This is a genomic window from Flaviflagellibacter deserti (assembly GCF_042652085.1).
GTDB lineage: Bacteria > Pseudomonadota > Alphaproteobacteria > Rhizobiales > Methylopilaceae > Flaviflagellibacter > Flaviflagellibacter deserti.
This window is the reverse complement of the sequence record NZ_JBHSJF010000005.1, coordinates 315950-336372: the sequence shown is the minus strand read 5'-3', so window position 1 is coordinate 336372 and position 20423 is coordinate 315950. Positions and strand designations below refer to the sequence as shown.

Annotated in this window: 18 protein-coding genes; 7 read left to right on the top strand and 11 right to left on the bottom strand. The window is 63.4% G+C overall.

Annotated features, from left to right (window positions below; translation table 11 throughout):
- Nucleotides 1-3 precede the first annotated feature (3 nt).
- Genes ACFPFW_RS06305 through ACFPFW_RS06280 form a run of 6 tightly spaced genes read left to right on the top strand, consistent with a single transcriptional unit; the run spans nt 4 to nt 8209 of the window.
- A complete protein-coding gene (locus ACFPFW_RS06305) occupies nt 4-1704 on the top strand; it encodes an adenylate/guanylate cyclase domain-containing protein (protein WP_162799778.1) in 1701 nt (566 codons plus the stop codon).
- Nucleotides 1701-3569, top strand: coding sequence for an ABC transporter ATP-binding protein (locus ACFPFW_RS06300; RefSeq protein WP_114958397.1), 1869 nt, complete (start codon nt 1701-1703; stop codon nt 3567-3569). Before ACFPFW_RS06305 ends, ACFPFW_RS06300 begins: the two co-directional genes overlap by 4 nt.
- A gap of 8 nt (nt 3570-3577) precedes the next feature.
- Nucleotides 3578-5494 (top strand): ABC transporter substrate-binding protein, encoded by a 1917-nt coding sequence (locus tag ACFPFW_RS06295; protein ID WP_114958396.1) that lies wholly within the window; start codon nt 3578-3580, stop codon nt 5492-5494.
- 2 nt (nt 5495-5496) lie between these two features.
- Nucleotides 5497-6495 (top strand): ABC transporter permease, encoded by a 999-nt coding sequence (locus ACFPFW_RS06290; RefSeq protein WP_114958395.1) that lies wholly within the window; start codon nt 5497-5499, stop codon nt 6493-6495.
- Nucleotides 6492-7679 carry an ABC transporter permease gene (locus ACFPFW_RS06285; RefSeq protein WP_114958394.1) on the top strand — a complete coding sequence of 396 codons (1188 nt, stop codon included), beginning with the start codon at nt 6492-6494 and terminating at the stop codon, nt 7677-7679. Before ACFPFW_RS06290 ends, ACFPFW_RS06285 begins: the two co-directional genes overlap by 4 nt.
- A gap of 29 nt (nt 7680-7708) precedes the next feature.
- Nucleotides 7709-8209: a class I SAM-dependent methyltransferase gene (locus ACFPFW_RS06280; RefSeq protein ID WP_114958393.1), complete on the top strand. Its 501-nt coding sequence runs from the start codon at nt 7709-7711 to the stop codon at nt 8207-8209.
- On the opposite strand, the gene ACFPFW_RS06275 is transcribed toward ACFPFW_RS06280, so the two are convergent.
- The 5 genes from ACFPFW_RS06275 to ACFPFW_RS06255 form a co-directional block, all read right to left on the bottom strand.
- A complete protein-coding gene (locus ACFPFW_RS06275) occupies nt 8206-10125 on the bottom strand; it encodes a glycosyltransferase (protein ID WP_114958392.1) in 1920 nt (639 codons plus the stop codon). The genes ACFPFW_RS06280 and ACFPFW_RS06275 overlap by 4 nt on opposite strands.
- Nucleotides 10122-11231: a glycosyltransferase family 4 protein gene (locus ACFPFW_RS06270; RefSeq protein ID WP_162799777.1), complete on the bottom strand. Its 1110-nt coding sequence runs from the start codon at nt 11229-11231 to the stop codon at nt 10122-10124. The genes ACFPFW_RS06275 and ACFPFW_RS06270 overlap by 4 nt, the downstream gene beginning before the upstream one ends.
- Before the next feature lies 1 nt (nt 11232).
- Nucleotides 11233-12471 (bottom strand): glycosyltransferase family 4 protein, encoded by a 1239-nt coding sequence (locus tag ACFPFW_RS06265; protein WP_114958390.1) that lies wholly within the window; start codon nt 12469-12471, stop codon nt 11233-11235.
- A gap of 4 nt (nt 12472-12475) precedes the next feature.
- Complete coding sequence (locus ACFPFW_RS06260; protein ID WP_114958389.1) at nt 12476-13690, bottom strand: glycosyltransferase family protein; 1215 nt, start codon at nt 13688-13690, stop codon at nt 12476-12478.
- 125 nt (nt 13691-13815) lie between these two features.
- The gene (locus tag ACFPFW_RS06255; RefSeq protein WP_114958388.1) at nt 13816-15093 is read right to left on the bottom strand and encodes a nucleotide sugar dehydrogenase; all 1278 of its coding nucleotides are present in this window, start codon (nt 15091-15093) and stop codon (nt 13816-13818) included.
- Nucleotides 15094-15219: 126 nt separating this feature from the next.
- Here ACFPFW_RS06255 and ACFPFW_RS06250 point away from each other — a divergent pair, with 126 nt between their 5' ends.
- A complete protein-coding gene (locus ACFPFW_RS06250) occupies nt 15220-15342 on the top strand; it encodes a hypothetical protein (protein ID WP_379769875.1) in 123 nt (40 codons plus the stop codon).
- 24 nt (nt 15343-15366) lie between these two features.
- Here ACFPFW_RS06250 and ACFPFW_RS06245 read toward each other — a convergent pair whose 3' ends face one another.
- From ACFPFW_RS06245 to ACFPFW_RS06220, 6 genes are all read right to left on the bottom strand, one after another.
- Nucleotides 15367-15567 carry a hypothetical protein gene (locus tag ACFPFW_RS06245; RefSeq protein WP_114958387.1) on the bottom strand — a complete coding sequence of 67 codons (201 nt, stop codon included), beginning with the start codon at nt 15565-15567 and terminating at the stop codon, nt 15367-15369.
- A 108-nt stretch (nt 15568-15675) separates the two neighbouring features.
- Nucleotides 15676-15903 (bottom strand): hypothetical protein, encoded by a 228-nt coding sequence (locus tag ACFPFW_RS06240; protein ID WP_114958386.1) that lies wholly within the window; start codon nt 15901-15903, stop codon nt 15676-15678.
- Nucleotides 15904-16100: 197 nt separating this feature from the next.
- The gene (locus ACFPFW_RS06235; RefSeq protein WP_114958385.1) at nt 16101-16862 is read right to left on the bottom strand and encodes an ABC transporter permease; all 762 of its coding nucleotides are present in this window, start codon (nt 16860-16862) and stop codon (nt 16101-16103) included.
- Complete coding sequence (locus ACFPFW_RS06230) at nt 16859-17785, bottom strand: ABC transporter ATP-binding protein (protein ID WP_114958425.1); 927 nt, start codon at nt 17783-17785, stop codon at nt 16859-16861. The genes ACFPFW_RS06235 and ACFPFW_RS06230 overlap by 4 nt, the downstream gene beginning before the upstream one ends.
- Nucleotides 17786-17869: 84 nt before the next feature.
- Nucleotides 17870-19363 carry a glycerol kinase GlpK gene (glpK, locus tag ACFPFW_RS06225; protein ID WP_114958384.1) on the bottom strand — a complete coding sequence of 498 codons (1494 nt, stop codon included), beginning with the start codon at nt 19361-19363 and terminating at the stop codon, nt 17870-17872.
- A gap of 59 nt (nt 19364-19422) precedes the next feature.
- Nucleotides 19423-20412, bottom strand: a complete 990-nt coding sequence (locus ACFPFW_RS06220) for a ribonuclease T2 family protein (RefSeq protein WP_114958383.1) — start codon at nt 20410-20412, stop codon at nt 19423-19425.
- Between the last annotated feature and the right edge of the window lie 11 nt (nt 20413-20423).

Sequence of the window (20423 nt, the reverse complement as noted above, 5' to 3'; positions counted from 1 at the left end):
CCAATGAAACGACTGGTCGGCGATCTGCCGTGGACCCATCTCGCGAGGCTGTGGTCGGGCCTTGTTCTTTTCGCCTTCGTCGTCACCCATTTCCTGAACCATGCCATCGGGATCTTCGGCATTCCGGCGATGGAAGTTGCTCAGGAATTTCGGATAGCCGTCTGGAAATCGCTGCCGGGCTCCTTCCTGCTCTATGGGGCAATGGCGATCCATATCTCGTTCGCGACCGCGCGCGTTGTCGGTCGCCAGACCTGGCGTATTCCGTGGGACGAGCTTTGGCAGATCGTCTCGGGACTTTCGCTGCCCTTCCTTCTCATGGGCCATATCCTCGAAACGAGGGTCGCCGGGTCCTATTTCGGCGTCGACGAGAGCTATGGGCAGATCCTGTTTCGGCTATGGCCGTCCAACGCGGCCTGGCAGTCGGTCGCCCTCGTCGTTGCCTGGACCCATGGCATTACCGGCATTCATCACGCCCTCAGATCGCGGGAATGGTATCAGCGCTGGCGTAACGTCGTCCTCATACTGGCGGTTATTCTGCCGTGCGCGGCCCTGGCCGGCTTCGTCACCGCCGGCCGCGAAGCGCATATGATCGTCGCCGAGAAAGCCCGGAGTCCCGCCCAGGAAGCAGGCATCGCCCAAGCCAGCAGCCTCATCCAGAGCGGCGTCGCCGTATTCGTTATGCTGACCCTCGGCTTCATCGCCTTCTCGCTTCTCAAGCGACGCCGCGCCCATGCACTGACCATCACATATCGCGGCTATGGTCCAGTCAGCGTCCCATTCGGGACCTCGATCCTGGAGGCCAGCCGGATGCACAGCATCCCGCATCCCGCACTCTGCCGTGGCCGTGCGCGCTGTTCGAGCTGTCTCGTGCACATCCTGTCGGATCCCGCGACGCTTCCGGAACCGTTCGTCAGCGAGAAGGCGGCGCTTACCAGGATCGGGCTGCCGGCCAATGTGCGACTGGGCTGCCAGCTTCGGCCCACGCAGGATGTCAGCCTGCGCATTCTGATGCCGATGTTGGAACCCGGATCGAAGACGCTCGACGACTCGGGCGAACGCCAGGACTGGGGCCTTGAAAGGCAGGGCACCGTGGTGGCGCTGGATCTGAGATCGTTCACGGCACTGACCAGATCGCGCCTGCCTTACGAGCTTGCGATCCTCGTCAATCGCTTCTCGTCGGAAATGACGCAGGTCGTCGAGGGTCATCGCGGCCGGGTCGACCAGATGTTCGGCGATGGTCTGGTCGCCGTGTTCGACCAGGACGATGCCGGCCGAAACGCCCGCAATGCCTTGCAGGCAGTGCGGGATATGGCGCGGATCACGGACGTGTTGAACAAGCAACTGACCGGTGCGTTGCCAATTCCGATACGAGCGGGGATCGGGGTTCATTCCGGGCGGATTATCCTGGTGCGGGTCGACGACGGCATCCACGCAACGGCGCCGCTTGCACTCGGCGATACGCTGGCGATCGCCAACGGGCTGCAACTCGCATCCAAGGAATTGCTGGCCGATTGCATCGTCTCTAAGCAGACAGCCGACGCCTCCGGCCTCGAATTCCGCAGCCGTGACATGCAGTCGATCATGATCGACGGCTATGACGAGCCGATGGATGTCTACGCGATTTCCGACCGCGCCGCGCTGCAGAAGCTCGTTCCGAAGGGCAAGGTGCAGAAGGCCGCCGACGCGTTGGGAATAACGACGTGACGAAGACCACGCCGCCAGACGTCTTGCGCATTGAGGATCTGCGGATCGCGTTCCAGACGCATGGCGAACTGAACGAAGTCGTTCGCGGCGTCTCGCTGCGCGTGCCGGCCGGTCGGACCGTGGCGCTTTTCGGCGAGTCCGGCTCGGGCAAGAGCGCGATTTCGCAGGCCGTGATGGGCATTTTGCCGAAGAACGGCGTGGTGACCGGCGGCCGCATTCTGTTCACCGATCCCGCGAAGGAGAACGGGGCGCTCGACATCGTGCCGCTGCCTCGCGACGGCAAAGAGATTCGCCATCTGCGCGGCGGGCGTATCGGCATGACCTTCCAGGAGCCGATGTCCTCGCTCTCGCCAGTCCACACGATCGGCGACCAGATCGAAGAGGCTCTGCAACTTCATCGTCCGCAGAACCGCAAGCAGGCCCGCGCGATGACGGAGAGTATGCTCGAACATGTCGGCTTCCGCGATCCGCATGGTGCCTATGGCCGCTATCCGTTCGAACTGTCCGGTGGCCTTCGTCAGCGAGCCATGCTGGCCATGGCGCTGATATGCCATCCGGCGCTTCTGATCGCGGACGAGCCGACAACGGCCCTCGACGTGACGATCCAGGCCCAGGTCCTGAAGCTGATGAAGGACCTGCAGCGGGAAATCGGCATGGCGCTCCTGCTGATCACCCATGATCTCGGCGTCGTGGCGAACATGGCCGATGAGGTGGCCGCGATCTCGAACGGCCGGATCGTCGAGATGGGACCGGTCCAGGACGTCTTCCGCAATCCGCAGCATCCATATCTGAAGGCGCTGCTGAAGGCCTCGCCCCATTTCGAGATGGAAGAGGGCGAGCGCCTCGTCTCGCTTCGCGACCAGGCCAAACCGACGGCGCCTGTCAGCCGGCTCGTTAAATCCGCGTCAGCGGAAAAACCGCTGCTTCTGACCGTCCGCAATCTGCGCAAGACTTACGGCAATGTGCGCAGGGGCACGGGCACCGTCGCGGTGGATGACGTCTCGTTCGACATCCGCAAGGGCGAATGCCTCGGCATCGTCGGCGAGTCTGGGTCGGGCAAGACGACGATCGGCAACCTGATCACTCGCGCCCGTTCGGCAGATTCCGGCGAAGTGATCTTCAATGACGGCAATGGGGTCGTCGATGTGCTAAAACTGCCGCCGCGCGAACTCGTCGAATTCCGCCCGCATATCCAGATGATCTTCCAGGATCCGGTGAGTTCGCTCTCGCCGCGCATGACGGTCCTCGACATCATCCGCGAGCCGATGCTGATCCAGGAGCGCGGTTCCTCCGCGAACCAGAAGGACCGGGTCATCGAGCTGATGGATCGCGTCGGGCTCGACCCGCGCTTCCTCAACCGTTACCCGCATAGCTTTTCGGGAGGCCAGCGCCAGCGCATCGGCATCGCGCGCGCACTCGCGCTCAACCCGGATCTGGTCATCTGCGACGAACCGGTTTCGGCCCTCGACGTGTCGATGCAGGCGCAGATCCTCAATCTCCTCAAGGATCTGCAGGCCTCGCTCGGCCTGACCTACCTGTTCGTCTCGCACAATCTCGCGGTCGTCCACTACATGGCCGACCGCATCGCCGTCATGGCACGCGGGCGCATCGTCGAGATCGCGCCGCGGAACGCGCTCTTCCGCAATCCCGTGCACCCCTACACCAAGCGCCTGCTTGCCGCCGTTCCGGTGCCGGACCTCGACCGGCCGCTCGACTTCGAGAAGGTAATGGCGGGCGGCAAGGCGTCCGACCCCATGACCTGGTCGGAATACTTCCGCGGCGACGAGCTGACGCATGTGGATCTCGGCAATGGCCATCTGGTGCTTGCCGATCGGTCATGCGGCGTTCGCGAGCTTGTGGCTTAGGAGGCGAGATGCGTTCGCTACGTCTCCTCCTGGTTTTCGCTGCCGCGTTCTTCGCCGGCCCTGCTCACGCGGGGGCGGATCTTTCCCTCGAAGCACCGATCCTCAAGGAGGAAGTCGCCTCCCGCCGCCTGCCGCCGGTCGAGAAGCGACTCCCCTCCGAGCCTCGCGTCATCAATGTCGCCGAGCTCGGCGGTCAGCCGGGCAAGAATGGCGGGACCCTTCGGTTTCTGATGGGCGATGCGCGCGATATTCGCATGGCGTCTCTCTATGGCTACACGCGTCTCGTCGTGTTCGACACCAAGGGAACCCTTGTTCCCGACATCCTGCTGAGCGCCGATGTGCAGGAAGGTCGGATTTTCACCTTCAAGCTTCGCCCCGGTCACCGCTGGTCCGATGGCCAGCCCTTCACCGCCGAGGATTTCCGCTACTGGTGGGAGGATGTCGCGAACAACGAGCGGCTGAACCCCGATGGTCCGCCGGCGCAGATGCTGGTCGCCGGCGAGAAGCCGACGTTCGAAGTCGTGGACGAGACCACGGTCCGGTTCACCTGGAACGCGCCGAACCCGTCATTTCTGCCGTCGCTCGCGGCAGCGCAGCCGGCCCAGATCATGATGCCGGCGCATTACATGAAGCAGTTCCACAAGAAGTACGCCGACCCCAATCGGCTGGCCTCGCTGGTCGCCCAGGAGCATGTGAAGGATTGGGGTGCGTTGCATGACCGCAAAAGCCGCTGGTACCGCCCCGAAAATCCGGAACTCCCCACTCTGAGCCCATGGCGTCCGCGTACGACGCCCCCGGCCGAGCTGTTCGTCTTCGAGCGCAATCCCTATTTTCACCGTGTCGACGAGAACGGCCGGCAATTGCCCTATATCGACACCATGACGATGTCGATCGGCTCGTCGTCACTGGTTCCGGCCAAGGTCGGGTCCGGCGCCGCCGATCTCGCCGCGCGCTATATCCGCTTCGAGGATTACACCTTCCTCAAGGCCGGCGAGCAGCGGAACGATTATTCGGTCCGGCTCTGGGAGCGCGGTGAGGGATCATATGCGAGCCTCGTCCCGAACCTGAACGTTTCCGATCCTGTCTGGCGGGCTCTCTTCCGTGATGTTCGGGTGCGGCGTGCACTTTCCGTCGGGTTTGATCGGCACACAGTCAACCAGGTGATCTTTTTCGGCCTGGCGCACGAGGGTGCGAACACGGTCCTTCCGGACAGCCCGCTTTACGATCCGAAACTGGATCAGGCCTGGGCTAAATACGACCCGGACCTCGCCAACAAGCTTCTCGACGAAGCCGGCCTGAACCGCCGGGACGACGACGGCATAAGGCTTCTGCCCGACGGCCGCCGCGCCGAGATCACCATCGAGACTGCCGGCGACAGCACAGAAGAATCCGATATCCTCGAACTTGTCGGCTATGACTGGCAGAAGATCGGCATCAAGCTGTTCGTCCGTGCCACGCAACGCGACGTGCTTCGCCGGCGCGTGATTGGCGGCAATGTCATGATGTCGGTCTGGCCGGGAATGGACAACGCGACGCCCGCGCCGGACATGGATCCTAGCGCCCTGGCCCCGATGGACTCGATGCAGTTCCAGTGGCCGCTCTGGGGGCAATATCAGAGCACGATGGGTCGCGAGGGTGAGAAGCCCGATATGCCTGCGGTCGTGGAGCTGATCACGCTCAAGAACGACTGGAGCCATTCGACAACGACGGAAGAACGACGCCGGATCTGGAGCCGGATGCTCGAAATCAACGCTGAGGAAGTCTTCTCGATCGGTGTCGTGAACCGGGTGAAGCAGCCGGTCGTCGTCTCGAACCGCCTCAGGAACGTTCCGATCGAGGGCGTCTACGGCTTTGAACCGGGAGCATATTTCGGCATCTATATGCCGGACACATTCTGGTTCGACGATGTCGCGAAGGCCAACTGAACATGCTCCGCTACATCGTTCGTCGCGTCCTGATCATGATCCCCACGCTCTTCATCACGAGCGCGCTGATCTTCACCGTGATGGAACTGCCGCCGAGCGATTATTTCGAGACCTATGTCGCGGAAATGGCCGCGCAGGGCGAGAAGGCGGATATGAGCCGGGTCGAATTCCTGAAGAAGGAATACGGTCTCGATAAGCCTCCGGTCGAACGCTACTTCCGCTGGATCGCCGGCTTCGTGCAGGGCGATTTCGGATATTCGTTCGAGTACGAGATGCCGGTCTCCGACCTAGTCGGCGACCGGCTGCTGATGACGATCCTTGTGTCGTTCCTGACGATCCTCGCGACTTGGCTGATCGCGTTCCCCATCGGCATCTATTCGGCGACGCATCAGTATTCGTGGGGCGATTACGGCCTGACCTTCCTCGGCCTTCTCGGCATCGCGATCCCGCACTTCCTGCTCGCGCTGATCGTCATGTATTTCGCCAATGTCTGGTTCGGCCTGTCGATCGGCGGGTTGATGGACCCGAAGTATTTCAATCAGCCGATGAGCTGGGAGAAGGCGCAGTCGATCCTCGCGCATATCTGGATTCCCGTGCTCATCATCGGTGCCGGAGGTACCGGTACGATGGTGCGCAGCATTCGCGCCAACCTGCTCGATGAATTGCAGAAGCAATACTACGTCACGGCCCGGGCGAAGGGTCTCTCGCCGTTCAAGGCGCTGGTGAAATACCCGCTCCGGATGTCGTTGAATTTCTTTGTCTCGCATATCGGCGACGTGCTGCCGACGATCGTCTCGGGCTCCGAGCTGACGGCTGTCGTCCTTTCACTTCAGACGACGGGCCCGCTTCTGTTGCGAGCGCTCCAGAGTCAGGACATGTATCTCGCGGGTTCGTTCCTGCTCTTCCTGTCCTGCCTCACCGTGATTGGTGTGCTGATTTCCGACATCGCGCTCGGCTTCCTCGATCCGCGCGTCAGGCTCCAGGGTGGCGCCACGAAATGACCGACGCCACGACCAATCTCAAACTTCCACCGTCCGGCGCGCCGCTGCCGCATTCGGTCTGCGTGCTGCCGTTCAGTCCCACGGCGCCGGAGGCCCTGAGCGAGGCGCAGAAGAAGGTCTATCTCGCGCCGCAGCTGACGCTGATGTGGTGGAAATTCAAGCGCCATCGTCTGGCGCTTGCTTCTGGTATTTTCCTGCTCGTCCTCTATGCGTCGATCCTGATCTGCGAGTTCCTGGCGCCGTACGATTACCAGTCGCGCCACGTCGACTTCATCCGCTCGCCGCCGCAGCGCGTGCATCTGTTCCATGAGGGGACATTTGTCGGGCCGTTCGTCTACGGCAGAAAGTACGAACTCGACATGAACGCGCTCCGCCGGACCTATACGGAGGATCGCACGAGGGTCGAGCCGATCCGATTCTTCTGTCGCGGCGATCCCTACATGTTCTGGGGGCTGATCAAGGGCGACAGGCATCTGTTCTGCCCGGCCGAAGGCGGCACGCTGTTCCTGCTCGGCACCGACAGGCTTGGCCGCGACATGCTCTCGCGCATGATCTACGGCGCGCGGATATCGCTGACGATCGGCCTGATCGGCATCACCGTCTCGTTCACGCTGGGCATCATCATCGGCGGCCTCGCGGGCTATTACGGCGGCACGTTCGATCTCGTCGTACAGCGCGTCATCGAGATCATCCAATCGCTGCCGCATATACCGCTCTGGCTCGCCCTGTCCGCGATCATGCCGCCGAGCTGGAGTCCGATCGCGGTCTATTTCACCATCACGCTCATCCTCGGCCTGATGGACTGGACGGGTCTCGCCCGCGCGGTGAGATCGAAACTGCTGTCGCTCCGCGAGAACGACTACGTCGTCGCCGCTCAGCTCATGGGGGCGAGCACCCCGCGCATCGTCTTCCGCCATCTCGTCCCGGGTTTCATGAGCCATCTCATCGCGTCGGCGACGATCACGATCCCCACCATGATCCTCGGTGAGACGGCGCTCAGCTTCCTCGGGCTGGGCCTGCGCCCGCCGATCACGAGCTGGGGCGTGATGCTGAACGAGGCGCAGAACATCAACGTCGTCGTGCTCTATCCCTGGCTCGTATTCCCGGTCGTCCCGGTGATCGTCGTCATCCTCGCCTTCAATTTCCTCGGCGATGGCCTGCGCGACGCGGCCGACCCATACTGATCCTCAATCTCCAAACCGGTTATTCATCAATGGCTCCTCGCTCTCGCCTCGAGAAAACTCTGTTCCGTCTGCAGGCACAGCACGCCTGCCTCGCCTGGGCTTTCCAGGCCATCGAGGGACGACCGGGCGTCGTAGCCGAGCTCGGCCTTGGCCACGGCCGGACCTACGACCATCTCCGCAATCTTCTGCCTGACCGCGAAATCTATGTCTTCGACAGGGCCAACGACGCCTATCCGGACTGCCGGCCTCCGGACCAGTACCTGGTTCTGGGCGATGTGAAGGAGACGGTTCCCGTCTTGTACGACAAGCTGGGCGGCAAGGTCGTGCTCGCGAACACCGATCTCGGCTCGTTCGACAAGGCCTCTAACCGTGCGGTCGCGGCGATGGTGTCGGAAGTCCTGCCGCCGCTGATGGCTCCCGGCGGCATCGTCATGTCCGATCTGGAACTCAACCTGCCGGATTACGAGCGGGTACCGCTGCCGGCAGGCGCCCCCGCCGACGCCTATTGCCTCTACCGCAAGCCGGCCTAGGCGGCGGGCGCGAACAGGCTTCGCGCCGAGACGAAGCGGACTGTGCCCGAGCCGATCAGGCGCGGGACAAGTTCGTCGAGGAAGGCGTCGATCCATGCATCGTGGACGAGGTGATGGGTCAGGATGCCGATCGGCTCCAGCGCGCCCGGATCCGCGGCAAGTTCTTCTTCGATCAGCTCGGCAAGCTGAAGAAGTAACCCCGATTTCTCCTTCAGCCCGCCCCGCGCCTTCCAGGCGATCGGGTCCCAATGCGCGTTGATACGGATCAGTCCGTCAGGCTGGTCGACGGACGAGCGGCGACCGTGGGTCGAGACGCCGCTGAAGCCGAGTGAGGGCAACGCACCGACAAAGGAGCGGTCGACGCGATTCCACGGCGGGACGAAGGCCGGAACGGCCTGCGTCCCGAACATTTCGATGATGCGGGCGAGGCCGTCGCCCGCCTCCGAGGCCAGCTCATTGCCGGATCGATGCGCGCCGAACTCGGCGGCCTTCTCGCCCTTCGGCGCGTGGTTGATGTGAGCCCAGCCATGGACGAGGACATCGGCGGTCGGCGAGGATTTCAGGCGCTCGACAAGTGCGTCCGTGGCGCGGCTCGGAATCGAGGCGAGCGCCATAGGGACATTCCAGCGCTCCGATCGCTCGAGCAAAGCGTCGAGTGCCGGCGTCGGCTCGATGACGTCGTCGTCACGCCACCAGAAGTCGATGACGCGCTCCTGATTGCGGGCGCGGGCCAGAACATCGTCCAGCGCCTTCCATGCCGCCTTCTCCCCGGCGGAACGGCGAATGGCGTCGGATAATAGCGGGATCGTCCGCGCGGCTCCGTCGCGCTTGATGTCCCGCCAATCCGGCCTTGGTTGTGCCAGCGCGCTTTCGACCGCGTCCGCCAGTGCGGTTCCGGTGATCGTGGCCTGGTCGAACGTCTGCGCCAGACCGCGCATGGCCAGTTCTCCGGCGCGGATGCCCTGTTCCTTCTCGCTGCCTTCCGCGAACGGTACGAGGATCGAGCGGGCATTTGCGGCCGCCAGATCAAGAACGGTGTTGTAGCCGGCCTGGCTGACCGAGAGCGCGGACCGGGCGAGAAGACGCGGAAAGTCGGGGCGGGCGCGTTCGACGACCGCATTTTCGGGGGTTGCGGAGCGGAGCGCTTCGAAATCCTTTTCAGGCACGCCGCGTCCGATCAGCACCCGCCAATGCAGTCCGGGCGTGAGCCGGGCGGCTGCGAGAGCGGTGCTGCAGAGCGGCAATCCGGCCGGCGAGCCTCCGCCCGAAACCAGGATCTCGTCTTCGCCATCGGCATTGTCGGACGGCGCCAGGGAGCGCTCACCATCGTGGACATAGCCGGTTTCAAGCAGCCGCCGTTCGAGCGAAGGCGTGACCGGCCATGATGCGGAAAGCGGAACGACCGACGCATCGCCGTGGAACAGGACACCATCGTAGAACCGGGCCAGATGTGCGTGCGCCTCGGCGATCCGGTCCTCGCGGCTCGGCGGATTCAGAACGTCCCTGACCGAGCAGAGGATGACCGGCCTCGGCGATGCGCTTCTAGCATGCTCCAGCAACGCCAGGAATTCGCGGCGCAGCGAGCGGCGGCCGAGCGGAAAGAGTTCGGTGATCAGGACATCGGGGCGCGCGGTATCGAATGCGTCGATCAGCGCGGCGCGGCGGCTGTCGAGATAGGCCTCGTCAGCAGAAACGCCGTCGCCCGCGTAAAGCGTCCGGAAATCGGTGCCGATCGTGTGGACCGGCGGAAGTTGGACCAGCGAACTCCCGCCGATATCGGCAGTGCCGATCGGCCGACCGCCCGAGACCAGCGTTACCGCGTTTCCGGCGGCTGAGAGAGCGCGCGCGAGCGCGGCCATCCGCGCCAGGTGTCCCACCCCGAGAAGATGGGTCACGACGATCATGATGCCGGTCATGCGGCCTCCGGCAGGGGAATGCCGTGCCGGCGAAAATGCCGGGCAACCGTGTCGGCCGCGGCCTGGATCGTCCGCTCTTCGCCGACGAAACGCGCGGCCGCTTTCCCGAGACTCTCCCGCAGTGCCGCATCGTCGATCAGCCGGATGATGGCCCTTCCGAAAGCCTCGACATCACCAGGCGCGGTCAGCAGGCCGGTCTCTCCATCCATCACTACATCGGGCACGCCGCCATAGGCGCCCGCCACCGACGGAACGCCATGTGCGGCGGCTTCGAGAAACACGGCGCCGAACGCTTCGTCGACGGCGGGCCAGACGAACAGGTCGGCCGCGCGATAGACCTGCCCAAGGTCGGCACGATCCGCCAGAGTGCCGTGAAATCGAACGCGCCCGCCAAATTCCGCGAAGCTCCATTCCACGTCCGCCCGGACCGGACCGTCGCCGACGATATCGAGCGTCCAGGCACGGCCGGCGGCGAGACGCAGGGCTTCGGCGAGAATGCGGTAAGAGCTCAGTTTCGCGCGCTCGCGCATCATAGCGACGGTCAGCAGACGGACCGGTCCGGTGGACGCCTCTTTGTGGACGCCGAGCGCCCAGGCGCCCGGGTCGATGAACGGCTTGAGATCGGCGATCTTGTCCTCCCGCACATAACGTTCGAGGACTTCGCGGTCGTTCTCGGTGAGGCAGAGCAGCAGGTCAGCGGCCTGGATCGCCTGCATCGAGAGCGCGTAGCCCTCGGCGAACTCGCCACCGACGCGGCGAGGGGCGATGGACGGCTCGGCGATCACGTACGACGTGCCCAGCGCCTTTGCCAGTTCGGGGCCGACAAGGTCGGGGGCGCGATAGTAATTGTGGTAGGTGAAAACGAAGGCGACATCGCTGCCCGTTGCATGGCTGGCGATGCGTTCAGCCTCGCCCTTTGCTCGATCGCGCAAGGACAGCCAGACGCCCGGTTCGGGCTCGGTCACGACGGTCCTCAGATCGGACACGACATCCACCTCATAGCCAAGATTTTCCAGCAGCCGCACGAACAGCCGGGCCATGGTCCGGTCACCGGAAGGCGACGGATCGTCGGGATGCTTCATCGGCGCGAGGAACAGGCAACGCATGTCACGACAGGCTTTCGCGCAACAGGTCTTCGATCCTGCCGATGCCGGCCTCGAATGAGAAGTGGGCGCGGATCCGATCATAGGCGGCCTCGCCCATTATATGCCGCCGTCCTGGGGTGCCGATCATCTCTTCGATCGCGTCCGCCAGTCCCTTTGGGTCGCCTGGTTTCACCAGGAACCCCGTCTCGCCATTAGTAACGAATTCTGGAACACCCGCGAAGTCGGTGGCGATCGCCGGCAGCTTCTGCGTTGCGGCTTCCATCAGGACATTCGGCAGCCCGTCGCGGTCGCCACCGGTCGCCTGCTTGCTCGGCAGGACAAAGAGATCGGCCTCGCGCATCGCGTCGACCACCGAATCCTGCGCCTTCGAGCCGCGCCAGTCGATCTTCTCCGATAGGCCGAGGCTATCGGCCTGCTCTTTCAGCCGGCCGATCAGTTCGCCCGAGCCGATATGAGCGAGCCGCCAGTTCAGCCCGGGCGGAAGACGCGCGAGGGCTTCGAGAAGATCGTCGAAGCCCTTCTTCTCGACAGCGCGGCCGACCGCGAGGAGCCGCACGGGGTTGGAAGAATCGCTGCCGTCATGAAGCGGGCGCGATGCCGGGGGTTCAGGGAACCGGGCAAGATCCAGCCCATGATAGACAAGGTTGACGCGCTCGCGATCGTCGGGTGCCGCAACCCGCTTCAATTCGTTCTGGCCGTCGGTCGTGCAGGTCGCGCACCAGCTTGCATCGGCGAGCTTTTCGCGCCGCTCCCAATCGGGCGTAGTCCAGATGTCCTTGGCGTGAGCCGAGAAGGAAAAGCTTTTTCCGGTGAGCAGGCCGGCATACCGCCCAACGGAACCGGGTGTGTGCAGGAAATGAATATGGAGATGGCCGATCTTGGGGTCCACCTCTCTCGCCAGCACCATCGCCTGTCCAAGTCGGCGCAGGCGGTTCGGAGTCGGGTCGCGGATCAGGTCGCGCGCGAAAGTGCCGAAAAGACGCAGGATCCCAGGACGGCCGAACGAGTGCAGAAGTCCCCGCAATACACGCAGCGGATCGTTGTGCAGATATTCCGGCAGGTAGAACAGGCGCGCCGAAATCTGGCTGTGCATCGCGTGTGTGAATCGATCGGTCGGCTTACGCAGCGACCAGATGTCGATCTGAAAACCCCGCTTCTCGAGAGCGAGGATTTCCTGGGCGATGAAGGTTTCCGACAGGCGCGGATAGCCCTTGAGCAAAACCGCGACACGAGGGTTCACGCCATCAGGCTCCGGAAATCGCCGGTTCGCGAATACGGACGGACGAGACGAGTGTCGGCGCGAGATGGCGTGCTATGCGTGGCAGGCCGTCGAGAAGGCCCGGGATCGTCGCGGCGGAAGGCGGGCTTTGCCGGCAAAGCGCTGACAGCGCGGACGCCATGATCGCCGGATCCGGCTTGCCGCCCATTTCGAGCGGATCTGGCAGGAAGCGGACAAGGCCAAGTTCCTCCGCACGCTGCGCACGGATCGTCTGTTCGAGGCGCGGCCGCGAGCGGGGCACGATGAGCGCCGGTTTGTCGAAGGATAAAATCTCGCAGAACGTGTTGTAGCCGCCCATGCCGACGACGGCTGAGGCGCGGCTCATCGCCCGCTCCAGTTTGTTGTCGAAATTGACAGCATCGACGTTCGGTAGCTTGTCGATCCGCTCCAGGAATGCCCGACGCTGCGTTGTCGACAGGAAAGGGCCGAATGCAATGACGGCGGGAAGCGGGATGTTCGGAACCGCCTCGTAGGCCGAAAGCACCCAGTCGATCAGTCCATAGCCGTCTGCGCCACCACCCGTCGTGACGAGGATATAGGGTCCCTTGGCGCTCTTAGGATAGCGGATGCTCGGCGGTCCGTGCGGCACGGAACGGCGCAGATAGCCAGTATAGACGATCCGGGAACGAAGCTCGGCGGGCATCGGAATGCTGTCGAGAGGCCGGTAGAAGTCCTCGGGGCCATAGACGAGGATGTCGTCGTAGAATTCGGTCAGCGCGCGCAACGCGCCCGTCTCTGCCCATTCGCTGCGTATGGCCTCGGGATCATCGAGCACGTCGCGGATACCGATGACGCGATGTGTGCCCATCGCCTTGAGGACCTTCAGCGTTGGCAGGAGTTCACCACGAAAGCCGCCTGGCTCCTTGTCGGCGATGAAAACGTCCGGCTGGAAGGACTCGGCGGTCTGGCGTATCAGCGCTTCGCGAAGCGCCGTGACCTGGTTGAGCTCCATGCGGAGATTGGCGCTCGCATAGCCCCCGCCTTCGCCCTTCTCGACACCGGGCACATGCACGAAGTCGATGCCAGGAGCGAGATTGAAGGCGCCCGCGAGCGGTGAGCCGGAGATGATCAGGACCGATAGATCACTATAGGCGGCGACGAGCGCGTTGGCGATCGCGCGCGTGCGGCGGATATGTCCCAACCCATAGGTGTCGTGACTGTAGAGCAGTACCCTAGGCATGCTGTGACTGCCGTCCGTTTTCCGTCACTCGCGCTGCCAACATTGCCGCACTGCCCAGGGAGCCATCCGCCCTGCCATAGAGGCTAATGGAGAGGAGGTCTGTCGTCACCCCGAAATTTGGAGCGTTACAAACTCCAGTATCGCAGATCGGGGCGCACGGTTTCATGGCGGATCGCCGATTTGAGGTCCAGAAGAACGCCTCCATTCCGTAAGCGATCCAAAATCCGCGCAGCGTTCGAGACGAATCCCTCATGTGGTACGGCAAGGACGAGCGCGTCGAGCTCGCCGATCTCGTCCCAGGGCGTTAGCGTAAGGCCGTAGTGGTCGCGTGCCATGTCGGCATCCGCATGAGGGTCGACGATGCTGCAGCCGACACCGAACGACGCGAGTTCGGCCACGATGTCGGGCACCCGGCTGTTGCGGATGTCGGCGACGTTCTCCTTGAAGGTCAGGCCAAGTATCGCGATCCGCAGATCATGCGGGCTGCGCGAGGTCATGCCGAGCATTTGCAGGAGCTTGCGGGCGACGAAACCACCCATTGCATCATTGATCCGGCGGCCGGCCAGAATGACTTCTGGATGATAACCGACCTCCTGCGCCTTGGCGGTCAGGTAGTAGGGGTCGACGCCAATGCAGTGTCCACCGACGAGCCCCGGCGTGAACTTAAGGAAGTTCCACTTGGTGCCGGCGGCGTCCAGCACGTCTTTGGTGCGGATGCCAAGGCGGTCGCAGATCAGCGCAACCTCGTTCATCAGGGCGATGTTCAGATCGCGCTGGGTATTCTCCAGGACCTTCGCGGCTTCCGCGACCTTGATGCTCGGCGCGCGATGGATGCCGGCTTCGACGAAGCTGCCATAGGCCTCGGCGAGCACGGCCGTCGTTTCCTCGTCCTCGCCGGCGACGATCTTGACCGTATTCTCGAGCTTGTGCCGCTGGTCGCCGGGGTTGATGCGCTCGGGCGAATAGCCGAGCTTGAAGTCGCGGCTCTGAACGAGACCCGAAATTTCCGCCAGGATGGGTCCGCAAAAATCCTCGGTCGCTCCCGGATACACGGTCGATTCATAGACGACTATGTCGCCCTTCGAGAGCACCTTACCCACAGTTTTCGACGCTGCAGACAGCGGGCCCAGATCGGGACGGCGGTCGGCATGGATCGGAGTCGGAATGCAGACGACGTAAATGTTGCAGGGTGCGAGATCCGCCGGGTTCGCCGTCATGATCAGCGAACTCGCAAGCAGTTCCTTGCTCGACGTCTCGCCCGACCAGTCATCGCCGGCCTTTAGATTGTCGACCCGGACGGCATCGATGTCGAAACCCACCGTGCCCGGAAAATGCCGTGCGAATGCCAGCGCTACCGGCAGGCCGACATAGCCCAGCCCCACAACCCCGATCCTCAAAGTCATTCTCAGCTCTCTCGTTGCCGCTTCTGTAGGACTTCGGCGAGCTTCGCGGAAGTGCGGTCGATCGGCTGCAACAATGGAACGCCGGGTTTGGCAGCTCGTTGAATCAACGGTTCAAGGAGCACCGAGATGGTGGAACTTTCGCTCGCGGCGGTGTTGGCCCTGGTGGTCGGTGTGCTGTTCTGGAAGTTCTACCGCCCGGCCCGCCCCTCGAATGGCATGCTGGAAGACAATCTGGACGACGATTCTTGAGCATCTCGTCTTCGGTGGGGCCGGTCAGTCGTCCCGACCATACAGTTCCTGGCTCCGCGCAATCGCCTCTGGGCTGGCAAGCGCCTCTATCATGAAGCTGTCGAGATCTCCGCCGGCTGCCGCCACGAGTTCCGCCTCACGAATGCCGATCGCTGCCGCTGCGTCACGAACTCCGAATGCCAGGAGGCCTGCTTCACTGACGCGCTGGTCCGCCGCAACCGCCACAACGTTCTCCGCAACCCAACTTCGCAAAAAATCCACGGCCCGGTTCGTCATACCGGGAATGTTGCGCAGCGGAACGCTGCGACAAGAGCCGCTCTTTTATTTGTTCACTCAGCCACCCAACTGCCAAACGAGAGCGCTCGACCAGACGAACTGGAGAGCGACGCTGACGCCAACGCCGGTCATGGCCGCACGGTCGATCGTCCAGCCGGAAGGGAGCTGCTCGCGGATCGGACGATGATTGTCGTTGTCCGCTATAGGCAGCCGATCGTCGTCAACGTCGTGCATGACCACGTCGTGCAGATAAGGTGAGTGCCAGGGCTTTGAATTCGCCAACATAGCCGACGCTCCTCGCGCGCTGACTAATGCAACACTTACTTTGTGTGAAACTTGCGGCAGTCGTGGAATGCCTCAATCCACGAAAAGTTCCATTCGCTGACGACTTGCTGAGAATAGCATGTAAACCGAACTGATCCCAAGAGGTTGCAAGGGATCAGGTCTGGGTATTTCCACTAGAAAATGAGGCAGCTTTCTGGCTATTGACGCAGCCGGTAGCCGGTGCGGAACATCCACCAGATCACGCCGATGCAGGTCAGCATGAAGATGATCGTCATGCCGAGGCTGACGCCGACATTGACGTCGGCGACCCCATAGAACGCCCAGCGGAATCCATTCACCAGATAGACGATCGGATTGAACAGCGTAACCGTCTGCCAGAACGGCGGCAGCATCGAGATCGAATAGAAGGTGCCGCCGAGGAAGGTCAGTGGCGTGATGATCATCAGCGGCACGATCTGCAGCTTCTCGAAGCCGTCGGCCCAGATGCCGAGCACGAAGCCGAACAGGCAGAACGTCACCGCGATCAGGACGAGGAAGGCGATCATCCAGAACGGATGGACGATCTCAAACGGCACGAAGATGCGCGCTGTCGCCAGAATGATCAGGCCGAGGATCATCGATTTGGTTGCCGCCGCGCCGACATAGCCGCACAGGATCTCGGCGACCGAGATCGGCGCCGACATCACCTCGTAGATCGTCCCGGTGAATCGAGGCAGGTAGATGCCGAAGCTGGCGTTCGAGACGCTTTCGGACAGGACGGTCAGCAGGATCAGGCCCGGCACGATGAACGCGCCGTAGCTGATGCCGTCGATCGTCTCCATGCGCGACCCGATCGCCGAGCCGAAGACGATGAAATAAAGCGAGGTCGAGAGGACCGGCGAGGCGATGCTCTGGAACAGAGTGCGCCAGGTGCGGCTCAGCTCGAACACATAGATCGCGCGGATGGCGTGGATGTTCATGCCCGCTCCCTCACGAGATCGATGAAGATGTCCTCGAGCGAGGACCGACTGGTCTCGACACCCTTGAAGTCGATGTTGGAGGCGACGAGGCGGCGGAGAAGCTCCGCGACGCCTGCCTGATCATGCTCTGGATCGACCGTGTAGACGAGAGCGTGGCCGTCGTCCTCAATGTCGATGGGCCAAGCGACCAGATCGGCCGGAACCTTCGCCAGCGGCTCCTTGAGGTCGACGCGCAGCCGCGATTTGCCGAGCTTCGCCATCAAGGTCGTCTTCTCCTCGACGAGGATGATCTCGCCCTTGCGGATGACGCCGATCCGGTCGGCCATCTCTTCGGCTTCCTCGATGTAATGGGTCGTCAGGATGATGGTGACGCCCTGCTCGCGCAGCCGGCCGATCATCGCCCACATGTCGCGGCGGAGCTCAACGTCGACGCCGGCCGTGGGCTCGTCGAGAAACAGGACCTGCGGCTCGTGCGACAGAGCCTTGGCGATGAGGACGCGCCGCTTCATGCCGCCCGAGAGCGCCATGATTTTGGTGTCTTTCTTGTCCCAGAGCGACAGGTCGCGCAGTACCCGCTCGATATGGCCCGGATTCGCGGGCTTCCCGAACAGGCCGCGGCTGAAGCTGACAGTGTTCCAGACCGTCTCGAACATATCGGTCGACAGCTCCTGCGGGACGAGGCCGATCTTGGCGCGGGCGGCGCGGTAGTCGGTGACGACGTCATGGCCGTCGGCGGTGACGGTGCCGGAACTCGGACGGACCAACCCGCAGATCGTGCCGATGAGTGTCGTCTTGCCGGCGCCGTTCGGGCCGAGAAGGGCGAAGATCTCACCGCGCCGGATGTCGAGATTGACATTCTTCAGCGCATGAAGACCCGACGCATAGACCTTGTTCAGGCCGGATACCGAGATGATGGGGGACAAGGGAAGGACCTGTAAAAGGCGGAACACCGGAAACGGGCGTCATCCTCCGGTCAGGCCGGAGGGTGACGGCCTACCACATGGGCATCACCCGGTCGAACTGCGAGTCCTTTGTACGGCATCTCTCCAGCCGGCCAGCTTCTTCTCCCGGTCGCCGTCCATCTTTCGCGGCTCGAACCGCCGGTCCAGTTTCCAGGCGCGCCCGAATTCCTCCGGTGGTGGACAGACGCCGGCTGCATAGGCGGCGAGATAGGCCGCTCCGAGCGCGGTCGTTTCGGTGATGACGGGCCGGTCGACTGGTGCACCGAGGATGTCGGCGAGGAACTGCATCGCCCAGTTCGAGGCGACCATGCCGCCATCGACGCGCAGCACGGTCTCGCGCGCTTCCGGCCAGTCCGCGCGCATGGCTTCCGTCAGGTCGTTGGTCTGGTAGCCGACGCTTTCGAGCGCGGCGCGGGCGATTTCGGCACGGCCCGTCCCGCGGGTGATGCCGGTCAGTGTGCCGCGCGCGTCGGCATCCCAATAAGGGGCGCCGAGGCCGACGAAGGCGGGGACGAGATAGACCGGCTGGTTGGGGTCGGCGGCCTCGGCGAGCCCCTGAGTCTCGGAGGCGTGCTTGATGATTCCGAGCCCGTCACGCAGCCATTGCACGGCGGCGCCGGCGACGAAAATCGCGCCTTCGAGCGCATAGGTGCGCTTGCCGTTGAGTTGATAGGCGACGGTGGTAAGGAGCCGGTTTTGCGACAGGACCGGACTGTCGCCGATGTTGAGCAGCGCGAAGGCGCCGGTGCCGTAGGTGACCTTCATCATGCCCGGCTCGAAGCAGGCCTGCCCGACGACTGCGGCCTGTTGATCGCCAGCGATGCCACAGATCCGGATCGGCGCGCCGAACAGGTGCGCCTCCGTCGTGCCGAAGTCACCGGACGAGTCCTTGACCTCCGGCAGCACGGCTTCCGGCACGCCGACGATCTTCATCAGTTCGGGATCGAACGCTCCCTTGCCGATGTCATAGATCATCGAGCGCGAGGCGTTGGTCGCGTCTGTCGCGTGGACCTTGCCGTTGGTCAGTCGCCAGAGCAGGAAGCTGTCGACGGTGCCGAAAGCGAGTTCGCCGCGCTCCGCTGCCGCGCGGGCACCGTCGACCTTGTCGAGGATCCAGGCGATCTTTGTGCCGGAGAAGTAGGAATCGACGATCAGTCCCGTCCGCTCGCTGACCAAAGGCTCTATGCCGTCCGCCTTGAGCCGGGCGCATCTTTCGGCTGTGCGCCGATCCTGCCAGACGATAGCGTTGTGGATCGCGCGCCCCGTCTTGCGGTTCCAGACGACGGTGGTTTCACGCTGATTGGTGATGCCGAGCGCGGCAACCTGGGAGGCGCGCGTATTGGCGCGGGCCAGGACCTCGTTGACGGTGGCTACAGTCGTCGCCCAGAGGTCCTCCGGGTCGTGTTCGACCCAGCCCGGCTGCGGGAAGTGCTGCGGGAATTCCTTCTGGGCGATCGCGACGACATCGAGGGCCTCGTTGAAGAGGATGGCGCGGGTCGAGGTCGTGCCCTGATCGATTGCAAGGATGAAGGAGGGCATAGGCGTTTCCTGTTTTATCGAGGGTCGGATTGCCCCGGCCCTCGGGTCTTGTCCTGTGCTTATTGCAGGCCGACGGGATCGACGATCCCCTCCGAGCATTCGGGGAGAACCGGCCGTGCCGCGGCAATCAAATCATTCACGGACGTCCCCGCGGACGGATTTCCGATAAGACCGACCTTGATCTCGCTGATCAGAAGGCGGCCGCCGTCGCGCTTACACTGCATCGTCACGCGCTCGCCCGCGCCTGTCCCGAAGCTCTCGTCGAAAGCGGCACGCAGTTCGGCCGACGTCACCTTCTGGCCGATGCGGGACGCGAACAATTGCTGGGCCTTCGAACCGTTGATCTCCCTCACGATCCGGATGCTGTCGGCGAAATAGGTGTCGGCGTCCGTCCCGTAGCAGGTGCCATGCTTGATCCACTCATGCCGATCGAGCATCGACATCGTGCCGGGCATGACCACGTCCAGCGCCTGCCTCGTGTCGGGAGCGAGTTGAGGCGCGGGCAGTTCATCCCAGCGGCTGGCGTTATCTTCCGAAATCAGATCGGACGGCACGTTGCAGTAGACGCGATTGCGCGGCTGCGGCCAGAGCCCATGCAGGGTGAAGTTGGTTGCGTCCGGCCGGTCCGCGGTCTGGCTGCGACACTCGGTCTTCTGGGAGCGGGTCTCGCAGAAGGAGGGCTGCCAGCTGATCGCGAGCAGGAATTCGCCCGATCCCTCGGCCAGCGGCGCGTTCGGCGTCACAGGACCGTCGTCGTCGCTCGAAACCACGCCGCAACCAGCCTCGACCCAGCGCTCGATCGGCAGGGCGCCGTCAACGCGCAGGCGATAATGAGTGGCGTCTTCGCGGTTCTTGGCGACAAGGGCATAGATCTGCCCGGGCTCGACCCGGATATTGCCGGGATTGGTTGCGCGGCGGAATGATTGAAAAGCAGGGCAGGCGCGTTCGGCGGTGAACTGACCTGACATGGACACGTCGGCGTAAGCGCCCTGAACAGTGGTGGCTGCGATGAGCGCGCCAAATGCCAGGGTCTTCCAGATAAAGCGCATGAGTTGGACCT